At 56.9% G+C, this 18,476-nt stretch carries 17 protein-coding genes, 1 tRNA gene and 1 other RNA gene; 8 read left to right on the forward strand and 11 right to left on the reverse strand.

The genetic code is table 11. The features are described from left to right. Nucleotides 1-148: 148 nt before the first annotated feature. From QUE75_RS10845 to QUE75_RS10855, 3 genes are all read right to left on the reverse strand, one after another. On the reverse strand, nt 149-1,279 hold the full coding sequence (locus QUE75_RS10845) for a porin (RefSeq protein WP_286250020.1): 1,131 nt from the start codon (nt 1,277-1,279) through the stop codon (nt 149-151). Between the two features lie 169 nt (nt 1,280-1,448). After that, a non-coding RNA gene (locus QUE75_RS10850) (RtT sRNA) lies at nt 1,449-1,589 on the reverse strand. 31 nt (nt 1,590-1,620) lie between these two features. Beyond that, nucleotides 1,621-1,711 (reverse strand) — tRNA-Ser (locus QUE75_RS10855). Nucleotides 1,712-1,878: 167 nt separating this feature from the next. Here QUE75_RS10855 and QUE75_RS10860 point away from each other — a divergent pair. Continuing rightward, a complete protein-coding gene (locus QUE75_RS10860; protein ID WP_286250022.1) occupies nt 1,879-2,409 on the forward strand; it encodes an isochorismatase family protein in 531 nt (176 codons plus the stop codon). A gap of 19 nt (nt 2,410-2,428) precedes the next feature. Next, nucleotides 2,429-3,082 carry a cupin domain-containing protein gene (locus QUE75_RS10865; RefSeq protein WP_286250024.1) on the forward strand — a complete coding sequence of 218 codons (654 nt, stop codon included), beginning with the start codon at nt 2,429-2,431 and terminating at the stop codon, nt 3,080-3,082. An 80-nt stretch (nt 3,083-3,162) separates the two neighbouring features. On the opposite strand, the gene QUE75_RS10870 is transcribed toward QUE75_RS10865, so the two are convergent. From QUE75_RS10870 to QUE75_RS10890, 5 genes are all read right to left on the reverse strand, one after another. Next, a complete protein-coding gene (locus QUE75_RS10870) occupies nt 3,163-3,528 on the reverse strand; it encodes a DUF7352 domain-containing protein (RefSeq protein ID WP_061332202.1) in 366 nt (121 codons plus the stop codon). Between the two features lie 94 nt (nt 3,529-3,622). Then, nucleotides 3,623-4,519: a LysR family transcriptional regulator gene (locus QUE75_RS10875; protein WP_152438259.1), complete on the reverse strand. Its 897-nt coding sequence runs from the start codon at nt 4,517-4,519 to the stop codon at nt 3,623-3,625. Nucleotides 4,520-4,528: 9 nt separating this feature from the next. Then, a complete protein-coding gene (locus QUE75_RS10880) occupies nt 4,529-5,710 on the reverse strand; it encodes an MFS transporter (protein WP_106695860.1) in 1,182 nt (393 codons plus the stop codon). Between the two features lie 3 nt (nt 5,711-5,713). Further along, nucleotides 5,714-6,541, reverse strand: coding sequence for a CheR family methyltransferase (locus QUE75_RS10885; RefSeq protein WP_061332199.1), 828 nt, complete (start codon nt 6,539-6,541; stop codon nt 5,714-5,716). A 37-nt stretch (nt 6,542-6,578) separates the two neighbouring features. Further along, a complete protein-coding gene (locus QUE75_RS10890; RefSeq protein ID WP_058091162.1) occupies nt 6,579-7,508 on the reverse strand; it encodes a chemotaxis protein CheV in 930 nt (309 codons plus the stop codon). A 192-nt stretch (nt 7,509-7,700) separates the two neighbouring features. Between QUE75_RS10890 and flgA the strand changes: the two genes are divergently transcribed. The 3 genes from flgA (at nt 7,701) to QUE75_RS10905 (ending at nt 9,335) form a co-directional block, all read left to right on the forward strand. Next, nucleotides 7,701-8,402 carry a flagellar basal body P-ring formation chaperone FlgA gene (gene flgA / locus QUE75_RS10895; protein WP_171040053.1) on the forward strand — a complete coding sequence of 234 codons (702 nt, stop codon included), beginning with the start codon at nt 7,701-7,703 and terminating at the stop codon, nt 8,400-8,402. A 128-nt stretch (nt 8,403-8,530) separates the two neighbouring features. Continuing rightward, nucleotides 8,531-8,857: a flagellar biosynthesis anti-sigma factor FlgM gene (gene flgM / locus QUE75_RS10900; RefSeq protein ID WP_106695863.1), complete on the forward strand. Its 327-nt coding sequence runs from the start codon at nt 8,531-8,533 to the stop codon at nt 8,855-8,857. A 7-nt stretch (nt 8,858-8,864) separates the two neighbouring features. Next, a complete protein-coding gene (locus QUE75_RS10905; RefSeq protein WP_061332195.1) occupies nt 8,865-9,335 on the forward strand; it encodes a flagella synthesis protein FlgN in 471 nt (156 codons plus the stop codon). Between the two features lie 71 nt (nt 9,336-9,406). On the opposite strand, the gene QUE75_RS10910 is transcribed toward QUE75_RS10905, so the two are convergent. After that, nucleotides 9,407-10,153 carry a hypothetical protein gene (locus tag QUE75_RS10910; RefSeq protein ID WP_061332194.1) on the reverse strand — a complete coding sequence of 249 codons (747 nt, stop codon included), beginning with the start codon at nt 10,151-10,153 and terminating at the stop codon, nt 9,407-9,409. A 202-nt stretch (nt 10,154-10,355) separates the two neighbouring features. On the opposite strand from QUE75_RS10910, the gene QUE75_RS10915 reads away from it, so the two are divergent. The 3 genes from QUE75_RS10915 (at nt 10,356) to QUE75_RS10925 (ending at nt 13,576) form a co-directional block, all read left to right on the forward strand. After that, on the forward strand, nt 10,356-10,952 hold the full coding sequence (locus QUE75_RS10915; RefSeq protein ID WP_106695865.1) for a peptidylprolyl isomerase: 597 nt from the start codon (nt 10,356-10,358) through the stop codon (nt 10,950-10,952). A gap of 5 nt (nt 10,953-10,957) precedes the next feature. After that, nucleotides 10,958-12,829 (forward strand): bifunctional tRNA (5-methylaminomethyl-2-thiouridine)(34)-methyltransferase MnmD/FAD-dependent 5-carboxymethylaminomethyl-2-thiouridine(34) oxidoreductase MnmC, encoded by a 1,872-nt coding sequence (mnmC, locus tag QUE75_RS10920; RefSeq protein WP_286250042.1) that lies wholly within the window; start codon nt 10,958-10,960, stop codon nt 12,827-12,829. A 114-nt stretch (nt 12,830-12,943) separates the two neighbouring features. Further along, the gene (locus QUE75_RS10925) at nt 12,944-13,576 is read left to right on the forward strand and encodes a CBS domain-containing protein (RefSeq protein WP_106695867.1); all 633 of its coding nucleotides are present in this window, start codon (nt 12,944-12,946) and stop codon (nt 13,574-13,576) included. A gap of 23 nt (nt 13,577-13,599) precedes the next feature. Here QUE75_RS10925 and QUE75_RS10930 read toward each other — a convergent pair whose 3' ends face one another. After that, nucleotides 13,600-16,287, reverse strand: a complete 2,688-nt coding sequence (locus QUE75_RS10930; protein ID WP_286250045.1) for an alpha/beta hydrolase — start codon at nt 16,285-16,287, stop codon at nt 13,600-13,602. A 151-nt stretch (nt 16,288-16,438) separates the two neighbouring features. After that, on the reverse strand, nt 16,439-18,475 hold the full coding sequence (gene ligA / locus QUE75_RS10935) for an NAD-dependent DNA ligase LigA (RefSeq protein WP_106695869.1): 2,037 nt from the start codon (nt 18,473-18,475) through the stop codon (nt 16,439-16,441). Nucleotide 18,476: the final 1 nt, after the last annotated feature.

Here is an 18,476-nt window from a genome sequence, read left to right on the forward strand (position 1 = left end):
AAACCAATTTTCGGGAATATGCACCAGCTGACTACGACCGACTTATGCAAGATCACCCCGTAAAGTTGGCAAGGCAATCGCAAATCAGGGGTTCAGCCCAGGATCGCTGCGAGCCGAATGGAACTAAACCCCAAGCAGCGCTTTAACGTCAGAAGTGAAAACGGCTACCAACCATCGCAACACGTACATCATCGTAGTCACCGGCATCTGCATCCAGTGCGAAATTGTTATAGACGGCGTAGATCTCGAGACGCTTGATGGGCTGATAGACGTAAGCGACGCCGAAGACCTCAACATCGGAGCCCGCAATGGTCGTACGAACCTCAGGGTCACCTTCGTTTGCTCCGGGCGTTACAACAACCGGATTAAAGTCCTTGCCCTGGGCACGATGCACTGTAAAGGCATGCTTTCCAGTCTTGTATCCAACCTTTAACATGCTGAAGTCAGAGTCACGACCTGCATCGTTTTCGGTGTTCGAGTACACCACACCCAGGTTGATACCGGTATCGTGCAACCAGGAAACCGAGCCTCCGATGGTCTCCAGATCACCTGCGGCGCCCCCTACATCCTTGGTGGAGTAACCAACAGAGGCAGACAAGCGGCCAAGGCCATCAATGTTTTCGTTATAGGAAGCGGCAAGTTCCGTGATGTCCTGCTCGCCTTTATAGCCCTGGCTGACAGCCAGGCTTACAGGCCCAAACTTCGGGCTGTCATAACGCAAACGGTCGTAGCGGGACTCGAAATCCTGACTTCGAATAGACTGAAAAACCGTCGGGCTAGCGCCGCCACTCTTCTCCACAAACGGCAGGGCGCCGCCTACCAATGCGAGATCCGGGAACGTGACGACCTTGGTGCCAGACAGGTCGGCTTCGGTCGCGCCATCAGCCGCACCAGGCCCCTGCCCTAAGGTCAACTTTCCGTATGCACCCTCAACGAACAGGCTGATAATGCGCTCATCAAAGTCGCCCTTGATGGAGCGGTTTTCCGGTGTCACCAGATTCGACGGGTTATGCTGGTATTCCCACTCCAGATGAGCGCCCACCTTCAGGCCGGTGTCCGGGAGATCCGTGCTGATCACACCGCCCACACGGCTGGAAGCATAATCGTTGTCCACGATGTACTGCTCGGAACCATTGCCGGTGTCGGAATGCATGATGGCCATGTTGATAAAGCCATACACACGCACGTCCAGGTCAGGCATCTCGACCTTTTGGGCAAATGCGGGGGCAGACGCCATGCCTGCCAGGGCAACACAGATCGCAAGTTTGGCTTTCTTCATCTCTTATCTCCGTTTTGGAATAACGTTATGCCATAGAGTTTAACAGAGCAGGATAAGTGATAGAGACAAAAAGTGGTTTGACGGAGGTCAGTTTAAGGAGACTCGGGGAAGCCGATGAGGGGGGGATATAGAAACAAAAAACCCCAGCATTCCTGCTGGGGTTTCATATTGGCGGAGAGGGAGGGATTATTCGGCCCTTCGGGCCTCTCCCCTTCGGGGTCGTCGTCGCTATGCTCCGACGTTCCTACGGCTGCTGCGCAGCCTACGGTCGAACCCGCGAGGATTCTCACCCGCCCTCACAGCCAATAAAAAACCCCAGCATTCCTGCTGGGGTTTCATATTGGCGGAGAGGGAGGGATTCGAACCCTCGATACGCTATTAACGTATACACACTTTCCAGGCGTGCGCCTTCAGCCACTCGGCCACCTCTCCAATAAACTGTTTCAAATCAGCGATGTCGTCGCTCATTTGAGGGCGCAAACTTTAATGGTTTTGGGGGCGTTTGGCAACTGTCTCCAGCGAGATTCCTGAAAAATTTGTTTGATCAGGGATAATTGCTCATTCTTGTAGCCAGATCCTTTAACCCGGAGTGAAAAATCATGCTGATGAAGGCAGAACAATCCACGTTGCTACTTGTTGATGTTCAGGAACGCCTGATGCCCGCCATAAGCCAGGGCGCTGAAGTGGCTGATCGTTGTACCTTGCTGGCCACCATTGCAGGTCTGCTGGAGGTACCGGTGGTGGGCACGGAGCAGCTACCCGAGAAGTTGGGGCCGAATGTTGAGTCGGTGCGGGAACTGTGTGACGTCACGGTGGGCAAACATCACTTTGATGCCTGCCCGGACGGTTTGATTGATCAGCTACCGGAGGGGCGCCAGCAAATTGTCATCGGCGGCTGTGAAACCCACGTATGTATGCTGCAAACGGCGCTGAGTTTGCTGGATGCCGGCTATAAAGTATGGGTGGTAGCGGATGCCACCGGCTCCCGTAACGACTTCGACCGGGATGTCGCACTTGACCGCCTGCACCAGAGTGGCGCCCGGATTGTCACCACCGAGATGGTGACCTTCGAGTGGATGGTACATTGCAAGCACCCCCGTTTCCGGGATATTCAGGCGCTGATCAAATAACCGAAACAATGAGGTGTTCATGCTGAATATGGATTTCGCCCAACGGGTGGTGATTCGTACCGCCGAGCAACCCTGGGTTGCCAGCCCCGCCGCCGGGGTTGAACGTAAACCCCTGGCCCGGGCGGAAGCCGAACGGGGACACGCCACCAGCGTGGTTCGTTATCTTCCGGGCTCGGCCTTTGCCCGTCATGAACACCCGCTGGGCGAAGAGATACTGGTTTTGGATGGTGTATTCTCTGACGAAACCGGCCACTACCCGGCAGGCACTTACTTGCGTAATCCGCCTGGTAGCGGGCATGCACCCTTCAGTAAACAAGGCTGTACGTTATTGGTGAAGCTACACCAGTTTGATCAACGGGATACGGCCACGGTTCGTGTCGATACCAACACCGCAGAATGGTTGCCTGGCATTGGCGGACTTCAGGTAATGCCGCTGCATGAGTTCGAGCATGAGCATGTGGCACTGGTTAAATGGCCAGCCAATGAAGTATTTCAACCCCATCGGCATTTTGGTGGCGAGGAAATCTTTGTACTTAGCGGAGAGTTCTGCGATGAGCATGGCCGTTATCCCGAGGGAACCTGGTTACGTAGCCCACACCTGAGCCAGCATCACCCGTTTGTTGACCAGGAAACGGTCATCTGGGTGAAGACCGGTCACCTCCCCTTAGATTGATTTAACCAAAAGCGGCCCCTCGAGAGGGGCCGAAATAGAGCACTATCCCGACTACAACAACATCATCAAACACCACCTGGCTAAGAGGCGAGATTGGTGCGCCAACCGGGTTGGCCAAACTCATCACTGCCGAATCGTTCGTGGCCATTACCAATAGCCATCCCTTCACCAGCCGGCACTTCGAATACATGGTAGGCCTCTGGTCCGAAGGGATCGAGGGCGGTATCCAGGTACTCATAGGCATCTGGCACCGGCTCGCCGGACATAGCAACCCTGAACTGCCGCTCCACCATCGGGACCGTAACACTCAGAGGTTGCTGCACCCAGAGAAAAACAGCCTTCTGGGCGACCAGATACTCGCACCGAACCACTTTGCATCCCTCGCGCAGGGTCAACGTGGTCGGCTCTTTTCCAGGCTCAAGACGGAACTTGTGAATGGTTTTCATGGCGATACTCCTTCAGAGGTTGCCAGACACAGTTCAATCATGCGCCGCCGAAGACTTCGAGAAAATAAGATTTATTGAGCAAGAATCATCGATATTATCGAGGTAAATCAAAGCCGCTACAGATTGCCCGCACACCTTCATGGGCAACCTTCCGGCTTCGGGTGATGGCGTAGAGTTGATCGGTTACCGCTTTGACAGGAGCAATCTCCTCCACCTGATATTGGCGGCACACTTCCTCCTTTATCGCCGTTGGCGCCGCAAATACGCCCAACCCTTCCCGTCCGAACACCTTGATTAACGCGCTGTCGTCTACCCTGGCCACCAGGTCCATCCTGACATTGCTGATGGTCAGCCAGTTCATCAACTTCTGAAAATACGGCGCATCCGTGGCGTTGGCCAGCAAGGGCTGATGATTGAGAGAGGCCGGAAAGTCGTCCCGAAGCCGCCCAGCCATCTCCGGGGCGGCAAACAAACTGATGGTAGAGGATGTCAGGGGATGAACCGCGAAGCGATCTGTGACCGCTTCGGTCTGAGGCATACGGTCTGTCAGCACGACGTCGAGTTCTTTGCGTTTGAGACTGAGCAGCAAATCTTCCGCGCGACCTGTCCGGCAATCCAGGTTGACTCGCCTGTTCAGCTTCAGAGCCGGCTGCAACAACTGAAAAGCAATCAGCTTATGAATTGACGCCGAAACGCCGGCCGCTAATCTCAGAGGGCGATCAGCGGGGGCCAGACGCAAGGTTTCAGACAGCTCCCCAGTCAGTGCAAAAATGTCGTTGGCGTAGGACTGAACCAATTGCCCCAGTTCAGTCAGGACCAGACGCCGCCTTTCCCGGCTGAACAACTGCCCTCCGACTGATTCCTCGAACGTGGCAAGCTGGCCACTCAGGGTTTGCGGCGCAAGATCGAGCAGCTCGCTGGCTTTGGCAATCGAGCCCTCACGGCTGATGACCCAGAAATAATAGAGGTGCCTGAGATTGAGCTGATCCATGGCGTAAACCTAGTTTGTGGTGGCTCTTCGTGACCGCAGCAACCAAACCGACATCAACACACTGTGCAGCACCAATAATGGTACCGCCACCAGTAGCAGGCTTGCCCAGCCAACCGAAGCCAGTACAGCGCCAGCACTCAAGGCCGCTGTCGCCTGAGCCGTGAACACCATCATGTCATTCAGGCCCTGCACACGGAAACGCTCAGACTGCTGGTAACCCTGGGGCAACAGGGTTGTCCCGCCAACGAACAGGAAATTCCAACCCACGCCCAGCAGCAGTAACGCCCACAAATAATGATGAAAGCTGATACCGCTGGCCGCCAGCAGAATGCACGCCAGGTAGGCCAATAATCCCGCCGCCATCATCAAGGGGATGCCGACAACACGGGTCAGCCAACCAGAAATAAGAGACGGAAGATACATGGCCATAATGTGTAACTGAATAACCCGCTTGGCATCATCCAGATCATGACCGGCCATTTCGGTCATGCTCAAGGGGGTTGCAGTCATGATAAAGCTCATCACCGCATAGCCGATGGCGGCGCCGCTGATAGCCGTCCACACCAGCGGATTTGCCAGTATCTCCCTGAGCGGGCGACCCCCGCCAACCACGGTTTCCGGGACCCGCTCTGCCTTGGCGCGATACCCGAACGCAAGAATGATAAACGCCAGGGCCTGAACAACGGCCAACCCGACCCAACTGTAAAGGAACGGGAAGGATTCAGATTTCCCACTGCCCAGGCTAGCTACTTCAGGCCCCAACCAGGCCGCAACCAGGCCTCCCAGCAGCACTCTTGCAGCTGCCGAGCCGGCCATGTCCGGCGCTACCGACTCCATCGCCGCAAAGCGATACTGGTGCACCACGGCCAGGCCCGAACCGCCCAGAACGGCAGCAAGGCACATCAGGGTAAAGTGCGATTGCCAGGAAGCGTACGCACCCAGCAAACCTGCGAGAATGCCTGCAAGTGCGCCGAAAAGCATCACCTGTTTGCGCCCTATCCGCTCCATCAACCATGTCGCCGGCTTTATGGCCAGAACCGTGCCGACCACCACCAGCCCGACCGGCAAGGTTGCCAACTCTGGCGCAGGCGCCAGCAGTCGTCCCTGAATAGAGCCAATAAATACGATAAAAGGCGCGGTGCACATGGCCAGCGCCTGGGCCGCCACCAGCACCCAGACATTCAACGGCATGGATTATTTCTTCCTGTAGATAATGCCGGGATGGCATTGAACCATTTCGTACAGATCAGGCAGGCCGTTCAGGGATTCAGAGGCGCCCAGAATCAGGTAGCCACCCGGATTCAGCGCCCCGTGCATGCGGGTAAGAATGTCCTTTTTGAGGTCTGCGGAAAAATAGATCAGCACGTTCCGGCACATGATGATATCGAATTTGCCGAGCATATACCGCTCAAGCAAGTTGAGTTCTTTGAACTCCACCATGGCCTTGATCTGCGGTTTGATCTGCCACCCGCCGTTAGGTGATGGCGTAAAAAACTGCTTCTGCCGCTCCGGGGAAAGCCCGCGACCTATCGCAATCATCTCATATTCACCCCGCCGGGCCACTTCCAGCACGCTTTTGGAAATATCGGTCGCGGTGATCTTTACGTCACGCAGCTTGCCGGGGCGAATGCGCCGGAATTCGTCCACCACCATGCCTACCGAGTAGGGCTCCTGCCCGGTTGAGCAGGCGGCAGACCAGACACGAAGCGGTTGGAGCGAATTGCGCTCGGCGAACTCCGGCAACAGCTTGTCCTGAAGAATACGGAATGGGTGGTTGTCCCGAAACCAGAGGGTCTCGTTGGTGGTCATGGCATCGATAACCAGCTCACGCAGGCCGCTGCGCCCCACCCGCTTCAAGCGATCGAGAAGCTCACCCAGTGAATTCAGGTTGTTCTCCTCAAGAATCCTGCGTAGACGGCTCTTCACCAGGTACTGCTTGTTGTCACCCAACAGAATGCCACAAGCGTCCTGCAGGAATGTCTTGAAGGCTTCGTATTCCTGAGGCGTAATTTCCGCTTTCATTGGATCTCTATCGTGGGTAAGTCCATGAGCCGAGGCATCAATTCTGGTCAATAATTTCCATCACGCGCTCGGCAAGCTCATCCGGGCTGAATTTCGCCATAAAATCATCGGCACCGACCTTCTGAACCATCGCCCGGTTAAAGACGCCACTCAGGGATGTATGGAGCATCACATACATGCCGCTGAGCGCCGGATTCTCTTTGATTCTGGTAACGAGGGTGTAACCGTCCATCTCCGGCATTTCCACATCGGAAATGATCAACGATAAGTGGTCTCGGGCAGTGGAACCATCCCCCGTAATCTCCTTGAGGTAGTTCAACGCCTGTTTACCGTCATTCTTGGTGACCACTTCCATTCCGATCGCGGTCAGGCAGCGCTCGATCTGGCGCCTCGCCACAGACGAATCATCAACAACCAGTACCGGCAAATGCCCGGGCACACGCTCGGCGCTGCGAGTTTTCAGCTCTTCGGTGACATCTTCCCTGAGCGGAGAAACTTCTGCAAGAATCTTTTCTACATCTATGATTTCTACAAGTTTGTCATCAATTTTGGTGACCGCCGTCAAGTACACATCCTTGCCAGCCCCCTTGGGTGGCGGGAGGATATCTTCCCAGTTCATATTCATGATCCGGTCGACACCAGTCACCAGAAAGCCCTGAGTTTTACGGTTGTACTCGGTAATGATGACAAAGCTTGTTGCCAGCTCTTCCTGTGGAATGCCTGCCATGCCAATGGCCATGCTCAGGTCGATGATGGGGATGGTCTCGCCACGGATATGGGACACGCCCCGAACCACCTGGCGGCTGTTAGGAATCGATGACAATTTCGGGCATTGAAGGACCTCCTTCACCTTAAAAACGTTGATCCCGTATAGCTGCCGCCCCCGCAAACGGAACAACAACAGCTCAAGCCGGTTCTGACCAACCAACTGCGTACGCTGGTTAACGCTGTCCAACACCCCTGCCATAACTTTCTACTCCCGGCATGCCAACGATCGGCACAGAATTTGCTCAGTTATTATTAAACAACTTGCTTACGCGAACCCGGACCAAAACATTGACGCCGGGTGTCCAATCAGGGTTAACGGCCCCAGCGCCATTTTCCTTAACGGAACTCGCGTAAATATGCCTAACTGACAGCATAGGACAAAGCAGTGCAGATGCGAACCATCTTTTTAGCGACCTTTTGCCTATCGACCCTGGGCCTGAACGCCGCGGCTGCGGCCACCACTGCAAGCGAGATACGCGATGCCGCCGGTCAATTTATCGAAACCTGGGCCGACGAGCAGCGCCAGCAACAGTACGAGGTGAACTTCACCGTCGGCAGCATCGACAGCCGGCTTAGCCTAGCTGCTTGCGAACAGGCACTCGAAACCGCGTTTACCAACGATCCCCTAAGGACCACATCGCCATCGGTGATGGTGTCCTGTGCCGGGGAGCGGCCATGGCGGATGTTCGTCACAGCCAGTGTCGAAGTACACGGCCCTGCCCTTGTGGCGGCTCGGCCTCTGGCCCGCGGTGAGCGCATCAGCGGTGAACTTTTGCAGGAAAAACAGGTGCAGATCAACGCCAGCCGCCGGGGCATTCTCACAGATATTGAACAGGTATCCGGCATGCTGGTGAGGCGACCAGTTAATGCAGGGTCGGTGCTGACGCCAGATCTGCTCGAAGCTCCCAATGCCGTTGAGCGGGGCGATCATGTTATCATCACCGCCAAATCCGCGGTGTTCTCGGTCAGTTCCCGAGGCAAGGCGCTGGCCAGTGCCAGTGTCGGCGAGCAAGTGATGGTTGAGAATCTGCAATCAGCACGCACGGTTCGGGCAACGGTCACGGCTCCTGGCCGGGTGGAAATTGCCATGTAACGGAAAATCCGTGCCCAGCGGCAAATTTTTTCCGTTTTTTTCTAAAGGTCGGCTAAACGCTGCCGTTAAGCAGATATAAACTCGATTCCGCCGCCTCTGAAGGTGGCCACAGGCAAGCAGGTATCCTTATGTCAGTTGACTTAAATGGAATTGGCCCCGGCCAGGTCAACACCACCAGAACCACGGCCGACAAAGCAACAGGCAGCCAGAGTACGCCCTCCACGGCTGGAGAGCAGGCAAAGGCTCAAAGCACGGCTGCCCGCGGCGACAACGTCAGTCTCAGCAATCAGGCCAAAAACCTGAAGCAGCTGGAACAGAAACTGGGCGATTACCCGGAAATGGACGACGACCGCATTGCGCAGATTCGCGCAGCACTGGAAGATGGCACCTACAAAATTGATGCAGAGAAACTGGCCCAGAAAATGCTTGAGATGGATAAAAGCATTTTCGGGTGAGTAAAACATGGCTGCAATCATTGAATTGAAGACCCTTCTCTCAGAAGACATCCGCCAGCTTGAAACCCTGGCGGATCTTCTCAACCAGGAAAAACAACTCCTGGCGTCCTCCGACATCGCTCCGCTCCAGGAAATCACCACTCAGAAAAACAACATCCTGACGGATATCCGTGAGCGTGCGAAACAAAAGATCCGCCTGCTGGTGAACATGGGGTACCGACCGGATGCCGGCGAGCCCTCGAGGTTTATCCGTGCCGGTGGTATGGAAGACCTTTACCAACTCTGGAAAACCGCCGATGGGCGCCTTCGTGCCTGCCAGGAACTGAACCAGAACAACGGTCGTGTTGTCGGACACCTTCAAAAACGCCTGACGAGGCTCACGGACATCTTCCGTGGCGCCTCTGCCCAACAGAAGCTTTATGGCGCCAAGGGCGAACAAACCAGTGTATCCAGCGGCAACATTCTGGCCAGCGCCTGACCGACCCGGCAAACAAAAACGCCCGGATGAGCTATCCGGGCGTTTTTCGTTAGATTCACCTTACCCGTTCATTAACGGGTGTAGATCGTCATCTGGGAATCCGGATGAAACCGTATGTTGTGAATGCTGACGTTCCCCATGGATGGACTCTGATTGCCACTCACGCGGATATTGTCCATCCGGATCTCCTCAATCCGTTCGGGAAACGCCAGCCTCAAGGCGCCATCCTCTCGAATGGAATAGCGGGGCTCACCCTCCCTGTAGTGAACACCAGAGATGGTCAGGTCGGAATCGAGGAAACTGAGCACTGGCACAAAAATGTTGGCGGCCAGCTTGATTCCCTCTACTGAATCGAGTCCGGCGAGTTCCGGGTCATCAACCGCGCCGCCAGCATTTCCCGGCATTGCGGCAACCGTTTCAATACGCTCCAGCAAACCCACACTGCTTTGAGCCGTTACGCCGGCCATATCGCTGTCAGACAGAGGCGCAAAGCCCCCCTTTTCATATAACTGACCGGCCTGCGCAGGCATGGATGCCGCGCTGGTATTGCCGGCCGCCAGCGACACCAACGGCTGAAACGGCAACGTCACCATGGTAACCAGCGCTGCCGCATTACGATAACGGGCCTGGTGTTTGAGAACGCGATGCAGTTCCTTGTCAGTCACCCAGCCAGCGGCGATCAACACTTCGCCCAGGCGCTGCCCGGTTTCCCGCTGCAACAACAACGCCTCGTCCAGCTGACCTTCCGACAAATAGCCACGATTGATCAACAACCGGCCAAGCCGGGACTTTTCTTCAAACCCCTTACGGATTCTCACTAGGCTCCTCCCGCATTCAGAGTGATCACCGTACAACCAGGCCCGGTATTGATAATGATTAAAGCGTAGCCCAATCCCCTGGCCTACGCTGTGCTGATTTGCACTTATTCAGGTAAGGATCTGTTAAGATCTTCGCTAATTTTGTTCTATCCGGATTGTCTCAGGATTCCTGATAACAACTGAAACTGTGAGAGCCTCTGAAATGACAAATACCGTAAAACCCGTATTAACTGTGATGTCCGTCCTGTTTGCCGCCATCGCTGCCCTGATGCTGGCCACTCCTATTCAGGCCGAAGAACTGCCGAAGGTTCGCTTTGTTACCTCTGAAGGGGCCTTTGAGCTTGAGTTGCGCCCTGACGTAGCCCCCAAAACCGTGGAGAATTTCCTCTCCTATGTCGAAGACGGATTCTACGACGGTACGATCTTTCACCGGGTGATTCCCGGCTTTATGATTCAGGGCGGCGGATTAACCGAAACCATGGCCCGCAAACAGACCAAAAACCCCATCGTTAACGAAGCCTCAGCAACCCTGCCTAATCTTCGGGGCACCGTGGCCATGGCCCGAACCAGCTCCCCAAACTCAGCAACCTCTCAGTTCTTTGTTAACGTCGCCAAAAACGATTTCCTGAATGCTGGTGTGCGGGGTGCGGGCTACGCGGTCTTTGGCAAAGTCACCGAGGGCATGGGCGTGATCGACAAGATTGCCGGCGTACAAACCGGACATCGCCAGGGCATGGCGGATGTTCCGGTTCAGGCCGTCGTGATCGAGAAAGTGACTCTGGTTAATATTGAAGACTGAGCCCTATGCACTCCCCCTGCCTGCCACCGGCCATGGAGCCGGCAGATCTTATCTGGCGCGACGGCGTACCCGAATCCACCCGGTTTGGAGACGTATATTTCAGCAGGGACAACGGCCTGGCAGAAACCCGGTATGTTTTTATCGGGCATAACCAGTTGCCGGAGCGGTTCCAGCAGGTGCCAGACACCGGCCACTTTGTGATCGCTGAAACCGGTTTTGGCACGGGCCTGAATTTTCTCGCCGCCTGGGCGGAATGGTTAAAGCAGCGCCCGGCCGATGACAACGCCATACTGCACTTTGTGTCGGTAGAACGATTTCCCCTGCGCCGTCAAGACCTCGAAAAGGCGCTGTCGTACTGGCCCGAGCTAAGCCCCCTGGCAACGGAGCTTATCGAACATTACCCTCCACTGATCAAGGGCACTCACCGGCTGGTGCTGGCCGGAGGTCGGGTTCGGCTGACCCTGTATTTTGGCGATGTCCTGGATGCCTGGAAGGATCTCACTTTTTTCGCCGATGCCTGGTTCCTTGACGGCTTCGCCCCGTCGTTAAACCCGGACATGTGGCTGGACGATGCCATTGGTCTGATCACCAGCCACAGCAAGCCCGGAACGACCCTGGCCACGTTTACCGCCGTTGGCCGTGTGCGGCGCAGCCTTGCAGAGGCCGGCTTCGAGATCGCAAAAGTCCCCGGCTTTGGCCGCAAGCGGGAAATGCTTGCAGGTATATACGCACCAGGGAATACCACTAATCAAGAGGCGAGAACTGGCACGGTTGCCGTTATCGGTGCAGGAATTGCCGGCACCCTGCTCGCCCGCAATCTGGCGGAACGGGGTGTTCAGGTGCTGCTGCTGGACAAGGCGCCCCACGCCGGTTCTGCGGCATCTGGCAATCCCCAGGGCGCGCTCTATGTAAAACTTGGTGTGGAGTACAACGCACAGACTGAGCTTGCCGCAACTGCCCTCAGTTTCAGCCAACGTTTCTATCGGCCCTGGCAAAACCGCTTCTGGCACCCAACGGGGCTGCTGCAATTGGCGACCGATGATCAGGAAGCTGACCGCCAACGGCGGTTCTGCGAGCGCAATGAATACCCGGATAATCTGCTGGAACCCGTGGATGCAATCAGGGCGAGCGAACTGGCAGGGATTCCCGTCGATACTGGCGGTCTCTGGTTTCCCGGTTCTGGCTGGCTTGAGCCTGCAAAGGCCTGTCAGCAGCTGGCTGAGCACCCGCTGATCGAAACACGATTCAGTTACCAGGTCGTCAACCTTCTGCCATGTAACAATCAATGGTGTATCCGCAATCACTCTGGCGAAGACTGCCGCGCAGACGCGGTGATCATTGCCGGAGGCCACGAAAGCCCCGCCTTGGTGCCCGTAGCCGGGCAGCTCCGTTTGAAAGCGATCCGCGGTCAGGTTACTGAACTACCGGAGGCAGACTTCAACCTACCCCAAACGGTGATCTGCGGGACAAAGTATCTCAACCCTGTTCAAGGCGGCAGTGCAGTCACCGGGGCGACATTTGACCTTAAGGACGAGACCCCCTACCCAACCCCCGCAGGCCACCAGGAAAACCTTGACGAGCTAAAACGGATTCTGCCGTCTGTAACCAAAGAATCGGTGCCAGATCCCGATCAGCTGCAAGGGCGAGTGGCCTTTCGCTGTACCACGCACGATTACCAGCCTGTGGCCGGCCACATGCGGGACACCGAAGGGAACCACCTTAACGACCTGTATCTGCTGACCGGCCTGGGCAGCAAAGGGTTGGTCTGGGCACCCTTGCTGGCAGAATATCTGGCAGATGTTATCAGCGGCCAGCCCCACTGCTTGCCTGCGCCGCTCTCAAAGCGACTGGAAACGGGGCGGCTATACCGAACCTGACACTTACCCAGGCGTAATGAAGCCGGCCTACAGTTTTGTGACATTCAGCCGTTACCATTAGAGGAGCTGCTCTGCATTGGGATGTTGCAGCAGTCACATGGGAGAGTTAGTGGAATGTCTATTCACGTAAGTGAGCCGGGGCGACCAATCGGCACCCGATTGCCGGAAGCCTTGCGAAGCCGTCGCGTTGGCGACGTCACCGAGCTGACGGAATCCGGCGCGATTTCACCGGGCCACAGCGAGGCAACCGACGCGGAGTTTCAGCAGGCCGCTAACAGCGGCCGCCACCGTGCACTCCAGGAGTATGGCGCCGCAGCCGCCGGAGAACGGCGCGAGGAGCGTGTGTACCTGCCTGTTTCCGCCATTTGCTCACCGGCGCTGTACTCTGTACCCGCTACGGCTTCCATGGGTGAGGCCATGTCCAGCATGGAAGACAACAATGTGCACCATCTGGTCATCCTGGCCGACCACAACGTTGCAGGCCTGATTGACCTGCGCTGGCTACTCGCCTGGCTCCACGAAAACCCGTCACAAGCCGTAAATCAGAGCCTGTCTCAGGTTGAACTGCCAGCTTTCCTGACCGCCTCTCCGGAAACCGACGCACATCAACTCGCACGGCTTATGCTTGCACACCAATTGAACGCGGCACTGATCGTTGACGCAAAAGGCCAGCCATCAGGCATTGTGACCAGTACCGACTACCTGAAGCTGTATGCCAGCGCCAGCCGGCAGGAGGGGACCGTCTAAGGCCTCGCCCCCCTTTAAAGCCATTAAGGGTTCTCGGAGGTCAGTGCATCGCCCTCCGGGCCAAACAGTCTAATTGCCAGCTCACCACCCAGGTCTACCAACGCAGTAATTTCATCATCCCGATAGTTTTTCAGCCTTAACACATTCAACCCCTCAACATCAGGCTGAATGCGCCAGCTCCGATAAGCCGCTTCGTCATCACCACGATTCAGCCTTGCCAGGATTGCATGGCGGGTGGAGGGATTTCCAGCGCCTTCAGCGAAGACCCCATCGGTGGAACCGGCAATGACCATATCGCCGTTAAACAGCAGGCCCTGGCTCAGCTCTACAATGGCAGTGTCATTCTGATCATTGGCCGACAATGCACTGCCTATGGCACCCGAGGTACTGTAACCGAGAGCAAACCCGGCCCGGCTGTTCACACGTGTGCGAATAAGTTCGTCAGCGTCATCTTCGTTAACTTCCACTCGATACTCAAAGGGGCCGTCACCAATCAGCCACGCGCTACCATCGCCATAAAACCCATGCCGCAGAACCTCGGCGGATTCTTCTCCAACCTGGTAAACCGACACTGTCCCCGAGGCGCTGCCACCGAAGAAAAAGGGGCCGGTAACCGCCGTGCCGTCGATCGATGATGGCGCAAAACCAAACAGCAGGGGGCTGAGAGCGGCCACACTGCCGCCCACCACATGGTCATCACCCTCAGAACCCACCTGGCGCGTCCAGGCGATCGTTGGCACCAGTGCATCGCCATCGGGTATGGTATCGATTCGGGTCAGGAAGGCGTCGATACCGCCGGCCGACGACTCTCCACCCCATACGCCGTCGGTTTCACCCGCGATCGCAACATAGCCACTGCCAGGGTTGAGCCCTATCCATCGAACACGGTCATGCCCGGAGGTGCCCATCCGGAACAGGTCATCCCAACGCAGCTGATACTCTCCTTCACTTAGTCGATAAACGCCTACAATCACATTATCTCCGGCCCCGGCATCGCCTGAGCCAACCGGCTCGTCAGTAGTGAATGCCACGGCCATTTCATATCGGGTGACCCGGACCGTGTCTTCGGTGACCCGCCGCTCCGCCACATCCACGAACACATCGGGGCGGGCTGAGGCATCTGCGAGATCGGCAACAACTACGGGGTCGCCCAGCAGGGCGCCAGTCTGATCATGAATGCGCACCTGAACCTGGCCGTTGTTGCTCCCGGCGACAAAGTAGCGACCGCCATGACCAACGGTAAAGTCCGTCGCAACAAATCCGTCATTCCAGACAATAGACTCTTTCAGACGATTGAAGCTGAGCCTCAACAGGTTATCGCTGGCACCTCTGGCAAAACCTTCCCGGCCCGCCTGGAACCGGCTGTCTACCGCCAGGTTCGCAAATCGGTCGTGCAGGTCCTCCGGCGTTGAATAGCTCTCACTGGCACGGACCTCGAAAAGCAATTCATTCTGGCCAACGGGAAAGCTTAAGGTATCGTTCTCCACGCCTTCCTGCTCAATGACAAACTCGGTTCCCAGCCGTGCCGTGGAGCCTTGGGCGTGCGTCAAACGGACTTTGATGACGTCCTCCCTATCACCGGACAGCGTGGCCCGATATTGCCCGGTTGTACCGGTGTTCAACGTATCTCGCGGGCCGCCCTTCAGGGTTTCGATGGCAACCGTCGGTTCATTGTCACGAATGGTCAGGTTGGTTCGCACACCGGTGTCCGATGCGCCCAGGGAGGCAATGCCCGTGCGCACTTCTGTTAAATGAAGCTGCGCCAGTTCGGAAGGTTCGGGGATGGTGTCGTCAATGACTTCCAATGGAATGTAGCACTCGGTGATACCTGGCTCGAGGGTAATCAGCCCCCGATCCTTGATGCCAGCGTCGTTCTCGTAGTACTCGATGTAGGTCAGCTCCTCGCCCTGTTCATCCACCGGGAACGCGGTGTTGCTGCCCTGCGCGACAATGTCGTTACCGATAATGGCACGGCCGAGGTTGTCACTGCTGTATTCGCACCGCTGGTGCGGTGGGCTTTCCTCGTCGTCACACTTATTCTCATCGAATTCCGAGCGCAGCTCGAACGCGATGGAAACCCTTGTCACGGAGGGTTGGTCCAAAAGAACCTTTGCAAACACGCGATTGGTTGGCGAAGTAACTGCCTTGGACTCCTTAAACGAGCCATCCTCGTTGTACAGGTCAATCTCATAGCCATGCTCGCCGACCACATCCAGTGCAGGCAGTTCACAACGGGTTCGGGAGCTGTCAGGAATGTCCGGGCTCTCGCCCTCGGTGAACGACGGCGCCTCCAGCGTCACTGCATTCCGTTTGACTTCAATATCAAAAGGCTGGAACCCGGCCATGCGGCCATCGGTGGTGACAATGTCGATGTTGTCGTTTCTGCCCAGGTCCGCCTCACCTCTCGCGCCCCCGGACAGTCCAGGAACGCCGCGCATGATGATGCCCTGGCGGGCTTTATTGCTGGTGTCTTCCAGCGCGAGCCAGGAGGGGGCGTTCGTCAGCGAGTAATCCAGAATGCTCTCGCCGCCATAGGCTCCCCAGTTGTAGTAATACTCAACCACCAGGTAGGCCGTGGTCGGCGGCGCGCCAAGCAGCGTGGGCTGGTCGGGGTCTTTTTCGGTTTTACAGCCGGCAGACATCAGTGCGATCAGGGCCAGGCCAAGAAGACGGCCAGAGGAGGAGGTGCGGGGGAGCAGATCGGCGCGCATGCAAAAATCCGTTTCATGACGTTGTTGTTATGGCGGTGCCAGCGGGGCATAACGCTCCCGGTTTACACACCGTTACAGATCAACGCCATGTTAGCCAATTTGCGCCCTGCCGGATCTGCGCGAGTTCTCAGATTCACCGGCCGGGCCCGCATCAGCCTGCTACGCCATGCTCCTCTAAGAGGGCGAGAAGCCCCTCTTCATCCAGGACAGGCACTCCCAGCTGTTCTGCCTTGGTCAGCTTGGAGCCAGCAGCCTCACCCGCCACCACGCAGGCGGTTTTCTTCGAAACGCTGCCCGCGACCTTGGCTCCCAGCTTCTCCAGTTTTTCCTTCGCCTGGTCCCGGGTCATCTGTGACAGGGTGCCGGTCAGCACCCAGGTTTCGCCGGCCAGGGGTTTGGCCTCGGCAGGGACAACCTGTTCTTCCTGCCAGCTTACCCCGGTGTCTTTCAAAGCCTGCAGGGTTTCCTGGTTGTGGGGCTGGTCGAAGAAACTGCGAATATGGCCGGCCACGATGGGACCAACGTCCGGTACCGCCTGCAGCGCCTCGTCATCGGCGGCTGAAATTGCCTCAAGGGTACCGAAATGCGATGCCAGGGACTTCGCGGTCGCCTCACCCACCTCACGAATACCCAGGGCGTAGAGGAACCGCCACAGCACCGGCTTACGGGCCCGGTCAATGGCCGCCACAAGGTTGCCTGCTGATTTATCCCCCATACGGTCAAGGCTGGATAACTGGAATTTGGTTAGTCGGTACAGGTCCGCGACGGTGTTCACCATGCCTTCATCCACCAGCACTTCAATCAGCCGGTCGCCCAGACCTTCGATATCCATGGCCTTGCGGGAGGCGTAATGGCGAATGGCTTCCTTGCGCTGGGCGGGGCAGTACAGCCCCCCGGAACAACGGGCGACCGCCTCCCCTTCTATCTGGACGATGTCCGAGTCACAGACCGGGCATTGGCTCGGCAGGACCACTTCCGCTGCGCCCTTCGGGCGTTTCTCCGGAACCACCTTCACCACTTGCGGAATGACATCTCCAGCGCGGCGTATGAACACCGTATCACCGATGTGCACATCCAGCCGGCGAATCTCGTCCATGTTGTGGAGTGTTGCGTTGGAAACGGTCACGCCACCCACAAACACCGGTTTGAGCCGGGCAACAGGCGTGACAGCCCCGGTCCTGCCCACCTGGAACTCCACATCTTCAATAACGGTCAGTTCTTCCTGGGCGGGGAATTTGTGGGCAATGGCCCACCGGGGCGCCCTGGACACAAAGCCCAGCTGCTGCTGCAAATCCAGGCGATTCACCTTGAACACGATACCGTCTATTTCGTATGGCAGCGTGTCGCGCTTGGCCATCAGCTCCTGGTACGCCTCGAGGCACGCTTCAACCCCCTTGGCTTTGCGCATTTCCGGGTTAATACGAAACCCCCAGCCCCGAACCCGCTGCAAGCTTTCCCAGTGGGTTTCAGGCAGCAGGCTTTCGTCGGTGACCGCCATGCTGTAGGCGCACAGCTCCAGGGGGCGCTTGGCGGTGACTGTTGATTTCTTCTGGCGCAGGCTACCGGCAGCGGCATTTCTGGGGTTTACAAAGGGCTTTTCGCCTTGCTCAGCGAGGCGCCGGTTCAGTTGCTCAAACCCCGCCTTGGGCATATAGACTTCACCCCGAACTTCCACCAGATCCGGATAGTCGTCGCCCCGCAAGGTCAAGGGGACTGACGGAATGGTGCGTATATTGGCCGTGATATCCTCACCGGTATAACCGTCGCCTCGGGTGGCGGCCCGAGTTAATACACCCTGCTCATAGTGCAGGCTGACCGCAAGGCCATCCAGCTTGGGCTCACAGACATATTCCACCGGATCCTCGGTTGCCAGGCGATCACGCACTCGGCGGTCGAAATCACGGAGCTCGTCGTCACTGAACGCATTGTCCAATGACAGCATGGGCAATCGATGGGTGATTTCTTCAAAGCTGGTTTCCGCGGCACTGCCGACCCGCCGGGTAGGCGAGTTATCTGTGGCAAGTTCCGGGTAGTCCGCTTCCAGTGTCTGGAGTTCACGGAACAGCCGATCGTATTCAGCATCGGGTATCCTGGGGTCATCCAGAACGTAATAGTAGTAATTGTGATCGTCCAGGGCAGCGCGCAACTGTTCCACGCGCTGCTGGATATCGGCAGAAACCTGGCTCATC

The organism is Marinobacter shengliensis, from assembly GCF_030297115.1.
Classification (GTDB): domain Bacteria; phylum Pseudomonadota; class Gammaproteobacteria; order Pseudomonadales; family Oleiphilaceae; genus Marinobacter; species Marinobacter shengliensis.

Excerpts from the sequence above, each read along its gene's own strand:
- QUE75_RS10870 (WP_061332202.1), bottom strand. The coding sequence starts at position 3,528 with ATGAAAACCATTCACAAGTTCCGTCTTGAGCCTGGAAAAGAGCCGACC.
- QUE75_RS10885 (WP_061332199.1), bottom strand. The coding sequence starts at position 6,541 with ATGAAAGCGGAAATTACGCCTCAGGAATACGAAGCCTTCAAGACATTC.
- flgA (WP_171040053.1), top strand. The coding sequence starts at position 7,701 with ATGCGAACCATCTTTTTAGCGACCTTTTGCCTATCGACCCTGGGCCTG.
- ligA (WP_106695869.1), bottom strand. The coding sequence starts at position 18,475 with ATGAGCCAGGTTTCTGCCGATATCCAGCAGCGCGTGGAACAGTTGCGC.
- QUE75_RS10890 (WP_058091162.1), bottom strand. The coding sequence starts at position 7,508 with ATGGCAGGGGTGTTGGACAGCGTTAACCAGCGTACGCAGTTGGTTGGT.
- QUE75_RS10860 (WP_286250022.1), top strand. The coding sequence starts at position 1,879 with ATGCTGATGAAGGCAGAACAATCCACGTTGCTACTTGTTGATGTTCAG.
- QUE75_RS10905 (WP_061332195.1), top strand. The coding sequence starts at position 8,865 with ATGGCTGCAATCATTGAATTGAAGACCCTTCTCTCAGAAGACATCCGC.
- QUE75_RS10845 (WP_286250020.1), bottom strand. The coding sequence starts at position 1,279 with ATGAAGAAAGCCAAACTTGCGATCTGTGTTGCCCTGGCAGGCATGGCG.
- flgM (WP_106695863.1), top strand. The coding sequence starts at position 8,531 with ATGTCAGTTGACTTAAATGGAATTGGCCCCGGCCAGGTCAACACCACC.
- QUE75_RS10925 (WP_106695867.1), top strand. The coding sequence starts at position 12,944 with ATGTCTATTCACGTAAGTGAGCCGGGGCGACCAATCGGCACCCGATTG.
- QUE75_RS10880 (WP_106695860.1), bottom strand. The coding sequence starts at position 5,710 with ATGCCGTTGAATGTCTGGGTGCTGGTGGCGGCCCAGGCGCTGGCCATG.
- QUE75_RS10875 (WP_152438259.1), bottom strand. The coding sequence starts at position 4,519 with ATGGATCAGCTCAATCTCAGGCACCTCTATTATTTCTGGGTCATCAGC.
- QUE75_RS10865 (WP_286250024.1), top strand. The coding sequence starts at position 2,429 with ATGCTGAATATGGATTTCGCCCAACGGGTGGTGATTCGTACCGCCGAG.
- QUE75_RS10930 (WP_286250045.1), bottom strand. The coding sequence starts at position 16,287 with ATGCGCGCCGATCTGCTCCCCCGCACCTCCTCCTCTGGCCGTCTTCTT.
- QUE75_RS10915 (WP_106695865.1), top strand. The coding sequence starts at position 10,356 with ATGACAAATACCGTAAAACCCGTATTAACTGTGATGTCCGTCCTGTTT.
- mnmC (WP_286250042.1), top strand. The coding sequence starts at position 10,958 with ATGCACTCCCCCTGCCTGCCACCGGCCATGGAGCCGGCAGATCTTATC.